Consider the following 10,099-nt stretch of genomic DNA (forward strand, 5'->3'; position numbering starts at 1 on the left):
CCGGCGGTTGGCCGCCGCGGGCGCAGCGGCGGTGGTCGCCCTGCTGGCCATGTTCACCGCCGCCCATCGCCTGCCGGGAGGCGCCGACGAGCTGGTGGCCCTGGCCCTGCTCCTCGCCATGGCACCGCTGGCCGGCCTGAGCCCGCACAGCAACCGCGCAGGAAGAGTGAGCGCCGATCTACAAATCGCTCTCGCCATGGCATTGGCGGCCTCGGCGAAGCTCGAGGGAGTGGTGTTGGCGGGCTGGATCTTCCTCGCCTACGGAATGGTCACCGCGCGGCAAGGCACAACGGAGGACGGGAGCTTCCGCGAGCGCCTGCCGACGCTGGGGAAACGCTGGCTGCGAGTTGGCCTCCCAACCCTTGTGCTGGTCCTTCCCTGGCTATTCACCGCCGCCCGCCACGGCTGGTTCGGTGAGCCCAACTCAGGCCCCTTCCGGCTCGCCCATGCACCGGAAGTACTCGCCGCCATGGGGCGGGCGGTGCTGCACCCCAGCTGGTACGGTCTCGCCCTGCCGGCACTGCTGATGCTGCCGGTGCTGGCTGTCTCGCAACGGAATCGCCATCTGCGGCCGGTCCTCGCGGTGTGCGCGGCGCAGCTGCTGGTCTACGCCCTGATCTACTGCACCGCCCTCCGGCAACCGGAGCTGTGGGTCCGGTCGAGCTTCCCGCGTCTGCTGGTCCACCTGGTACCGGCGCTGCTCACCGCCTTCTGCCTGGCCGCTGGGCGGTGGGTTCGGGAGCCGGAGGGGGAAGGTTAGCAGTCGGGGCTGCTTCTCCGGATTACCCGCGAGGATGGAAAAGGATCCTGACAACCGACGAGGGGTAGGGGCAGGTCTTGTGCCTGCCCCCGGTGTTCATGGCCCCTCGCCGCGGGCGACCACGAGGGTCGCCCCTACCAGCTTGGTCAACGTCGTTCTGGGTGAGGGTAGGTCCGGCTCAGAGCGCCCTATTGGAACGCCCGCACGTCCGCGCCGCCGCAGACGTTGCCCTGCTGGTTGACGTAGCGCTGGACGGCACCGGTCATGGTGTCCGTCACCTCCAGCTCGTAGCGCACGTTGGACAGCGCGCCGTAGAAGAACCAGAAGTTGCCGTTGGTGCCACGGCCGTCGAGCATCTTGACCACCAGCTCGACATTGTCCGGGCTGAAGAAGGTGAAGGTGCCGGTTTGATCCGTGTCGGGGACGGCCGTGCCCTCGCCGGTGGCGCCGTCCCGGGTTCGCCAAGAGACCCGCACCTGGAACCGGCCGTCGAGGAGACAGAGTGTGCGACCGTCGGCGGTGCAACTCCCGGCCTCTTCCGTCAGATTCTGCAGTCCATCGGCGTCTGCCAAGGTGGTGAGCCAAGGCTGGACTGTGGGAGTGACAGAAGCAGCAGAGGCCCCAGCGTCGGCGGTACCTCCCAAACCGTCGAGAGCGCGGGTGTCCGCCAGACCGCAGATATCCCCAGGCTGATTCTGATAGGTCACCAGCTCACCGGTCGCCGTGTCGGCCACAGAAACCCAATATTCGAGATCCGTCAAGGCGCCATAGAAGGCCCAGAAGTTGCCGTTCACCGGCCGGCCGTCCAGAACCTTGACGATGAGCTCGGTGTTGTCCGCAGTGAAGAACCAGAACGAGCCGGAGCGGTCCGAGAGTGCCTCCGCGTTGGCCTGACCACTCTGCCCGTTGCGCTGGTTGCGCCAGTGCACCTCGACCTGGAAGCGGTCGAGCAAGCAGAGAGCCGAAGCGGTCTGGGTACACGGCTGGCCGGCGGTGGGCAAGGTCACCACGGCAGGGGCACTGGCGGCGGAAACCCCCTGAGCTCCCAAAGCTCGGATCCGGAAGGCTTGGGTGGTGCCGGCGCCGAAGCCCGTCAAGGTGCTCGAGGTGACGCCCCGGGAGGTCTCGGCGGCGACCTGGAATTGCACTCCCATGCGGCGCTCGATGCGGAAGCCCAGCTCGTTGTTCGAACGATCCCGCCAACGCAGCAGGACCCGGCCATCGGGCAACGGCACTGCCAGCAGCTGATCCGGCACCGCCGGCGTGGAGGTATTGAGCGGATGGGTGAGGGCCTGCACCGCCGGCGCGAAATCCGACGCCCCGCCCGGCCCCTGGGCGCGGATCCGGAAGGTGTAGTCGGTGTAGGGGCTGAGCCCGGTAACCGTCAGACGCTGCGTCCCGGCAGCGGAACTGGCCACCCCGTTGAAGGCACCGCCGCCGGCCCGCGCCTGGATCTGGAAGCTGGTCTCGTTCTCCGAGCGATCCTCCCACAGCAGCTCCACCGTGGTTCTGGTCACCGTCAGCACCCGCAGATTGGCCGGCGCGGCAGGAGGTGGCTCCACCACCGTGCGCACCATGACCTGGTTGGAGAAGCCGGAGGTACCGGCGCCGTTCACCGCCCGCACTCGGAAGGTGTAGGCGAGGGCACCGCTGAGGCCCCCGACGACGTGGGCCTGGGAGCCCGCCGGGAGGCTGGCGATGCGCTGGAAGGCGCTACTGCCGATCCGCTGCTCGATCTCGTAGCCGGTCTCGTCCGTCGCCCGATCACGCCAGGTCAGGCGCACCGTGGCGGCGTCCAACACCGCCGCGGCAAGCTGGTCCGGCGCTGCCGGCGGCGAGGCGCACACGGCACCGTAGAGGCGGCAGATACCCGCCCGATCGTCGGCCCGCAGGCTGGCCCCGCGGCCGTCGCCGTGGCTGTTGGCGCGCATCAGAGCGTCGTTCTTGTCCGGCGTGTTGCAGGCGCCGCTAGCGCTGTCGCCGCAGGAGTGGGCAAGGCCCAGGGTGTGGCCCAGCTCGTGAGCGAAGACCTCCTCGGACCGTCCGTTGCCGCTCAGGAAGCAGCCGGCGCCTTTGTTGGTGACGATGTCGGCGCGCACGATGGTGCGGTAGACGATGCCCTGGAAGCTGTGCTGCTGGGTGCTGATCCACGGCCCGCCGGCAGCCACCACGCCGCCACCGGGACAGGAGAAGGGAGCGCCGAAGATGTCGTTGTCGTTGGGGTCGTCGAAGACGATGGCGTTGATGCCGTCGTCGTTGGTCAGCCCGCCGGTGGCACTGGTGGTTCCACCGTAGCCATAGCGAATGGGCGTCGCCGGATCCGAGTTCCAGGCTGCCAGGGCGGTCTGGAAGGCAGCGAAGCCGCCATCCGGGAGTCCCGGCTGGCCCCCCTCACCGGCCAGGAAGGTAACGGTGCCGCCGGTGTCGAAGGTGCGCCAGCGGACGTCGAAACCGCCCTGCTGAATGAAATTGAAGGGCTCGGAGAGGGCGCTCTCTACCGCCGCCGGCGAGGCGGTCACCAGATAGTCCGTCGCAGAGTCGGCACCGGTGCTCAGGCCAGCGCTGCGATCTTCGATCCAGCGGCTGAAGGCCTGGAGATCCCGCACCGAACGGCGCGACCGTTCCCCGACCTCTCCCTCCATCGAGGAGCCTGAGGTCAGCTCCTCGGTGCCGCGAAGATCCCGCAGCGCCACCTCGACACCGCCGATCTCGGCGATGTGAAAGGCGCCCAGGAAGAAGTGCACCAGGGTGTAGGTCTCGTCCGAACCCGGGGTGAGGAAGAGCAGCGCCCGACCGCCGGGATGAAAGCTGGGCGCCCCATGGAGCCGCAGCTCGCGACCATCGGGGAGCACCCCTCCGGCGACCCGCACCACCACCGAGGTGGCGGGCAGGTAGCCCTTGAGCAACCGATCCACGCTCACTCGGTAGTCGGTGAACGGGCGGTCCTCCACCAGCGCCGGCACCACCTCCTGGATCTCCACCTGGGCGACGATGGGACTCTGCTCCACCAGCGCCGGATCGGTCACGGGTACGTAGGTCGTAGCTCGGGCCGGAACCGCCCAGAGCAACAGAGCCACCGGCAGCAGCACTGCCACGAGGCCCAGGAACCGCCTGAAACACGGGAATTGACAGGTCACGGCGCCGTTCTCCTTACTCGTACTGGGTCAGTCGTCTTGGGTTAGGGGGGAGCGGAGAACCCATTGCTGTTGGAGCATATCAGCAGCCACGTGCTGATCAAGGCGCGGATCAGCTTCGGCGCTGACCGGACCGGAAGACCGGCCGCCTCAGGAATCCGACTTCGAGCTCGACTTCGATTCCGAAGAGCTCTTCTTGGCGCTGGAGTCGCTGGCTTTCTCCGCCTTGCCGTCGCCGGAGTTCTTGTCCTTGGAGTCGCCCCCGTCGTCGGAACCCTTCTTGGCGTCTTTGCCGGTGGCGTAGTCGGTCTTGTACCAGCCACTGCCCTTGAGGTGGAAGGCCGGCGCGGAGAGGAGGCGCTCCAGCTCTCCCTTGCACTTGGGGCAGGTTTCCTTGGGTGCATCGTCGAAGCGCTGGAGGAACTCCGAGACTTCGCCGCAGCCTTTGCATCGATATTCGTACAGGGGCATGATTTCTTCTTCCTTCGCTGGCTCTTACGTAGCTGGCTTTCGCTTAGCTGGGTCGTCCTGACGCTCTAGATTTCCGGACCTCAGATGGATCCCACTCGGCCAGACCAGCCCGCCGAGCCCGGCCCCAGGCTCCAAGGGCCGGGGAATTCTCTGCGGGCGGGCTGCTCCGGTCAGGAGAACGAATCGCCCGGAGTTTTCAATCGGATTTTGACCGGTGCCTGACCGGTCTTGGGAACTTCACCGCTGCCGGGATCTTCCGCTCCGGGCTCGGCCTTGCGCCGAACCAGCTGGAGCACCTGGAAGGCATACATCAGCTTGGCGTTTTCCGATGGTGACATGGGCCCGGCGGAGCAGATCTCATACAGGCTCTTGCGGCCATCTACTAGCTGCAGCAGCTGGTAGTCGATCTCGTCCAGGGCCAGCTCGATGATGTCGTTGACCACGAAGTTGGTCTGGAAGATCGTGTCCTTGCGACCCAGACGCCCCACCAGGGCCTTGGCGTTGGGGGCACATTTGATCCCTTGCAGAATCACCTGGCGCATGGGCAGCTGGATGCGCAACATGTCGACATCCCGGAACTCACCGATACTGAAGGCGACCTCGCCTTCCTGCCAGTAAAACAGGCTCCAAACGATGGCCTCGATCTGCGCCCGGATGCCCTCATAGACCTCGCCCGGGGACAGAATCCCCCGCTCCACCAGCACCTCGCCGTAGCGCTTGTTGCGCCGGCGGCGATCGCGCATGGTGGCAGCGTAGACCTCCGCTCCCAGCTTGCCTTTTTTATACAGGTAGGTACCCAGGCTGTCGTCGCGGTCGCTGGAGGTGGCGTGGATGACGCTCCCCTCCTTGATATAAACCTGCTTGACGATGCCGTCCCGACGAGCCTCGATCACCCCCGGCACCTGGAACCGGTCGATAGTGAACAACATTTCGGGCAGGGCCGTCTTGGACAGCTCGCCGCGATATTGGAAATTGCGCTCCACCATGATCAAGTCTTCACATCGGTCATCGAAGGGCAGGAGTATAGCATCGGCACCACTTTCAGCCCATTTCTCCCAGCCCTTTCGTCGCCATGCAGCATCGATGATGCCGACTCCACCCCACTCGTGGCCCAGCCGCGAGCTACCAACCCTAGAGGAGCACCGACCATGATTCCCGCCCACCGAGCTTGGGAGCTCCTGGAACCGCACCTCGCTCCCCTGCCGGCGGAGCGGCTGGCGCGGCGATCCGCCCTCGGACGAGTGCTGGCGGCGCCCCTGCCCGCCACCGTCGACGTCCCGGCGGAGGACGTCTCCGCCATGGACGGTTTCGCCCTGGGAGGGGCCGTGAGCGAAGGAACGATGCTGCCGGTGAGCGCCACCGTGGCGGCAGGGGACCCTCCGGGGCTGGAGCTGGCGCCGGCCACCGCCGCCCGCATCATGACCGGCGCGCCGGTGCCGCGGGGTGCGGACCGGGTGGTGCCCGTCGAGCTCACCCGAGAGTTCCAGGAGAACCCTGGCGGAGCCCCTGGGGAGACGGCCACCTTCCAGCGCTGCACCGACGCCGGAGCCCATATCCGGCGCCGCGGCGAGGTGCTGCGCATCGGCAACGAAGTCCTCGGCGACCGCCGCCTCCTCACCCCCGCGGCCCTCGGCCTGCTGGCCACCCACGGCTACGACAGTGTTCTAGTGCACCGTGCCCCACGGGTCTTCACCCTCGCCACCGGCGACGAGGTGGTCCCGCCGGAGCAGGTCCCCGCCCCCGGCCAGCTGCGAGACTCCCACACCGACTTCCTCCTCGCCGCCGGTGCCACCCTGGGCCTGCGCTTCGAATCCCTGGGCATCGCCCCGGATCGCCGGCACGAGCTCACCGAGCTCATCCGGCAAGGTCTGGCGGCGGACCTGCTGCTGCTCTCCGGCGGCGTTTCCATGGGCGAGTTCGACCTGGTGGAAGGAGTGCTGGAGGAGCTGGGCTGCCGCATCCTCTTCGAGAAGGTAGCCATCCAACCCGCCAAGCCGGTGGTGGCGGCGGTCCACGACGGCGGCCTGGTCATCGGCCTGCCGGGCAATCCGGCGTCCGCCATGGTCGCCTTCTGGCTCTTCGTGCGGCCGGTGCTGCGCCGGCTGCTGGGCAGCGACGATCACTTCTGGAACGGTGCCCTGGACGCCGAGCTAGAGGCCCCGCTGCCCGGCGCCAAGGGCCGGGACCGCTTTCTCCCCGCCCAGGTCGCCACCCGCGGCGGCAAACTCTTCGCGGCCCCCGTCTCGCCGGTGGGCTCCCACGACCTCGCCGCCTACGCCTACGGCACCGCCCTGGTGAGGATCCCCGCCCACTCCGACCCGGCGTCGGCGGGCGCCCCCTGCCAGGTTCTGCCGCTGGCGGATTGGCCGCGGGGCTGAGGGCTCTTGCCAGGGTCTTTTCTTGACCGGGCCGCACCGGCATCGATAGGGTTTCGTCTATGATGCGAAGCATGTGCCCAAAAACTGCATCGACCCTCGGCCTTTGCGCCGTTGTCATGCTCCTGGCGGTCTCCGGCTGCGCGGCGCCGGACGCCGAACCGGTGGCGCGGCTGGAAATCGACGAGCCGACGCTGGAGCTGCCGTTCCCTGAATGGCGCAGCCTGCACCTGACCTGGACTCCAGAGAAAGAGGTGCCCCGTAGCGGTCCGTTGCTGGTCTTTCTGCACCTGCTGAACGAGGATGGCGAGCTGGTACGCACCTTCGATCATCCCCTGGACGGTGAGTGGGTCCCCAACCAACCCCTGAGCTACGAGGTCCGCATCTTCCAAAGCGCCCTGGGCCCGCCGCTGGAGCCCGGCGACTACACTCTCACCGCCGGTCTCTACACCGCCGACGGTGAGCGCTTCCCGCTGACGGTAGGCGACAACGAGGTTTCATCACCCCGCCGGCGCGAGTATCGCCTGGCGACGGTGTCGGTGCCGGAGGTCAGCCCCGACGCTCCCGGCTTCGCCTTCGCCAACAATTGGGGTGCTCTGGAGACCGGCGAGGACGCCCAGATTCTGGGCCGCCGCTGGCTCGAGGACGACGGGGTGATTCGGGTGCTCAACCTGGAGGTGCCGGGCAGCGTCTGGATGCGCCTGCGGATCCCGGCGGAGGATGGCGACGGCTCTGGCCGTACCCGTTCCGGCCGAAAACTGGCTCTCCGCGACAGCGGCCAGGCACCGACCCTCGAGGTCGCCAGCTCGTGCAGTGGCGCGGTGCGCATTCTCGAGGTTCCCGGTACTCACGAAGAGGTGCTGCCGGTCTTTCCCCAAGCCGAATCTCCGGAATGTACCCTGCGCTTGTCCGCCAACTATCGCCTGGTGGACGCCACCACCCTGCGGGAAGATGTCGCCGCCCTGGAGATCATCGCCTGGACCCCCGCCGAGCTGTAGACAGCCCGTGGCGCGGGAAAAGCCGCGTTGCGGCGGAATAGAGCGGCCTCCCGACGAGGTTGTTGTACAGAAGGTGTAGCGCCATGAGCGATGACAACTCATCCAACCGCCTGCTCCAGCTCGGCCTGCCGGTCCTCGCCGCCGCCGGCACCATGGGCGCCTTGGGCTTTGCCCGGGGCCGCTTCGAGCACAGCCAGCTCTTCAACCCCGAACGCTATCCCGCCGGCGAGTGGGAGCCCGGCCCGTTGGGCTTGCCCGCCGAGGACATCTGGTTCGACTCCGACGACCTGCGCCTCCACGGCTGGTGGATTCCCCATCCGAAGGCCCGCGCCGCCCTGCTCTACTGCCACGGCAATAGCGGTTCTATCGGTGTGCGGGTGGAAATCCTTCGCGCCCTCCACCAGCTCGGCCTCAACCTGCTGGCCTTCGACTACCGCGGCTACGGTCGCAGCGAAGGCCGCCCCAGCGAAGAGGGGCTGTTCCGCGACGCCCGGGCGGCGTACCGCCACCTGGTAGAGCATCTGGACTGCGATCCTCAGACGGTGGTCCTGCTGGGCCATTCCATGGGCGGGGCCGTAGCCATCGACGCCGCGCTGGAGCTGCCGGTTCAGGGCCTGGTGGTGGAATCCACCTTCACCGGCATCCGGGACATGGCCCGCAGCCGCTTCCGCCGGCTGCCCATGCACCTCATCGCGCGCAATCAATTCCACAATCTGGAGAAGATCGGCCGGGTGGAGATCCCCAAGCTCTTCATCCACGGCACCGCCGACGCCACCGTCCCCTTCACCATGAGCCGCCAGCTCTATGAGCGGGCCAGCGATCCCAAGAGCTTCCTGGAGCTCGAAGGCGCCGACCACAACGACCTGCACCTGAGCGGCGATCTCTACTTCGAAGGCCTGAGCAACTTTGTCAGCAGCTGCGTAACCGACTGAACTCGCATAAGAACACAAGAGAGGCAATCAGTGGATTCGAAAGAAATATTCAAATACGAAGGAATGGAGTTCGAAATCAGAACCTGGCAGACTAACAACGGCTATTCTGTAGCAGGCTTCTTCGACGATAAGCTGGTCACGAAAACTTTCCAAGTGACCCAGGACGCATCAGCTGACTTTCGCGGCCAAGGCCACGGAAAAGCACTAGAACAGGTGAGGGTGACCGTGGGATCTGACATAAAGACATGGGTTCGTAAAAATAAATGATGAGGCCCTTGCTCAGGAAACGTTGTTGCCAACTATTTTGAGCCTTCAGAAGAGCCAGTTGGCACTAAGCCGGCTAGAAGCCGGCGCTCCCAGGTCTCAAACGGGCCCAAGCTGCACCAGCGTCTCCCGCAGCTGGTCGCGTAGCTCCACCGCGTCGGCGGGGCGCTGGGCACGCTGGCGGTGGAGGCAGCGGCCGAGAAGCTCCGCCAGCGGAGCGGGACAGTCGGGGCGGGCGGTGCGGAGATCCGGGATGCTATCGCTGCCGATGGCGCCCATCACCTCGCGAATGGTGCCGTTGAAGATGCGCGTGCCGGTGAGGCATTCGTAGAGCACCACCGACAGCCCCCAGAGGTCGAAGCCGGGCTCCGGCGAACGTCCCGCCACCGCCTCCGGTGACAGATAGTGCAGAGTGCCCACCAGCTGGCGGGACGCGGTCTCGGGAGTTGAATGAGCGGACCAGGTGCCTCGCTCCACCCCCTCCACCGCCGTCGGGCCCTCCACCATGATCGCCGCCTCCCGGCGTAGATCGAAGCGCAGCCGGGCGATGCCGAAGTCCATCAGCTTGGGAGTGCCGTCGGCGGCGAAACCGATATTGCTGGGCTTGAGGTCGCGGTGCAGGATGTTGGCGCCGTGGAGCTTGATCAGCGCACCGGCGAGGGCGATGCCCAGCTCCACCGTCTCGCGATAGCCCAGGGGTGCCTCGTCCAGGCGTTCCTGGAGATTGCCCTCGTCGAGAAATTCGAGGATCAGCATCGGCGTCCCCTGCCAGCTCTCGACGCCATAGATCACCGCCAGGTTGGGATGGCGCACCGCCGCCGCCGCCCGCGCCTCCCGCCGCAGCCGCATGGCGTCGTCGATGGAGAAGCGGCGCATGGTCTTGATCGCCACCGGGCGCCCCAGGGCCAGGTCCACTGCCCGGTACACCACCCCCATGCCGCCGGCGCCGATGCGCTTCTCGAAGCGGAAGCGGCCGGGGAGCACGTAGGGCACCAGGGCCGCCTCCAGGTCCCGGTCGCAGCCCGGGCAGCGGCGGTGGTGCACCAGGTAGAGCCCGCCGCATCCTCACCCCGCTGGTGGAGCGCATTCGCAGTACCCGCGACCACCGTGAGCTGGCGGATTTGGTGACCCATGGCATCGACCGTGCGCTGCACCTGGAGTCGGT

At 67.2% G+C, this 10,099-nt stretch carries 9 protein-coding genes; 5 read left to right on the plus strand and 4 right to left on the minus strand.

Annotated features, from left to right (window positions below; genetic code table 11):
- Window positions 1-760, plus strand: a 760-nt coding sequence (locus SX243_22865) for a hypothetical protein (protein MDY7095827.1), incomplete at its 5' end; no start/stop codon positions are given.
- A gap of 188 nt (window positions 761-948) precedes the next feature.
- On the opposite strand, the gene SX243_22870 is transcribed toward SX243_22865, so the two are convergent.
- The 3 genes from SX243_22870 to SX243_22880 all read right to left on the minus strand — a co-directional run bounded on the left by SX243_22870 (window position 949) and on the right by SX243_22880 (window position 5,351).
- A complete protein-coding gene (locus tag SX243_22870; protein ID MDY7095828.1) occupies window positions 949-3,897 on the minus strand; it encodes a fibronectin type III domain-containing protein in 2,949 nt (982 codons plus the stop codon).
- A 147-nt stretch (window positions 3,898-4,044) separates the two neighbouring features.
- Window positions 4,045-4,365: a zinc ribbon domain-containing protein gene (locus SX243_22875; protein MDY7095829.1), complete on the minus strand. Its 321-nt coding sequence runs from the start codon at window positions 4,363-4,365 to the stop codon at window positions 4,045-4,047.
- A 170-nt stretch (window positions 4,366-4,535) separates the two neighbouring features.
- Window positions 4,536-5,351 carry a DUF4388 domain-containing protein gene (locus tag SX243_22880; protein ID MDY7095830.1) on the minus strand — a complete coding sequence of 272 codons (816 nt, stop codon included), beginning with the start codon at window positions 5,349-5,351 and terminating at the stop codon, window positions 4,536-4,538.
- A gap of 162 nt (window positions 5,352-5,513) precedes the next feature.
- Between SX243_22880 and SX243_22885 the strand changes: the two genes are divergently transcribed.
- From SX243_22885 to SX243_22900, 4 genes are all read left to right on the plus strand, one after another.
- Window positions 5,514-6,743: a molybdopterin molybdotransferase MoeA gene (locus SX243_22885; protein ID MDY7095831.1), complete on the plus strand. Its 1,230-nt coding sequence runs from the start codon at window positions 5,514-5,516 to the stop codon at window positions 6,741-6,743.
- A 71-nt stretch (window positions 6,744-6,814) separates the two neighbouring features.
- The gene (locus SX243_22890; protein MDY7095832.1) at window positions 6,815-7,738 is read left to right on the plus strand and encodes a hypothetical protein; all 924 of its coding nucleotides are present in this window, start codon (window positions 6,815-6,817) and stop codon (window positions 7,736-7,738) included.
- Window positions 7,739-7,821: 83 nt separating this feature from the next.
- Entirely contained in the window at window positions 7,822-8,670 is an 849-nt protein-coding gene (locus SX243_22895; GenBank protein ID MDY7095833.1) for an alpha/beta fold hydrolase, read from the plus strand.
- Window positions 8,671-8,700: 30 nt separating this feature from the next.
- Entirely contained in the window at window positions 8,701-8,937 is a 237-nt protein-coding gene (locus SX243_22900) for a hypothetical protein (GenBank protein ID MDY7095834.1), read from the plus strand.
- A 96-nt stretch (window positions 8,938-9,033) separates the two neighbouring features.
- On the opposite strand, the gene SX243_22905 is transcribed toward SX243_22900, so the two are convergent.
- Window positions 9,034-9,978 (minus strand): serine/threonine-protein kinase, encoded by a 945-nt coding sequence (locus SX243_22905; GenBank protein MDY7095835.1) that lies wholly within the window; start codon window positions 9,976-9,978, stop codon window positions 9,034-9,036.
- Window positions 9,979-10,099 lie beyond the last annotated feature (121 nt).

The sequence above is a fragment of the Acidobacteriota bacterium genome (assembly GCA_034211275.1).
In the GTDB taxonomy this organism is placed as follows: domain Bacteria; phylum Acidobacteriota; class Thermoanaerobaculia; order Multivoradales; family JAHZIX01; genus JAGQSE01.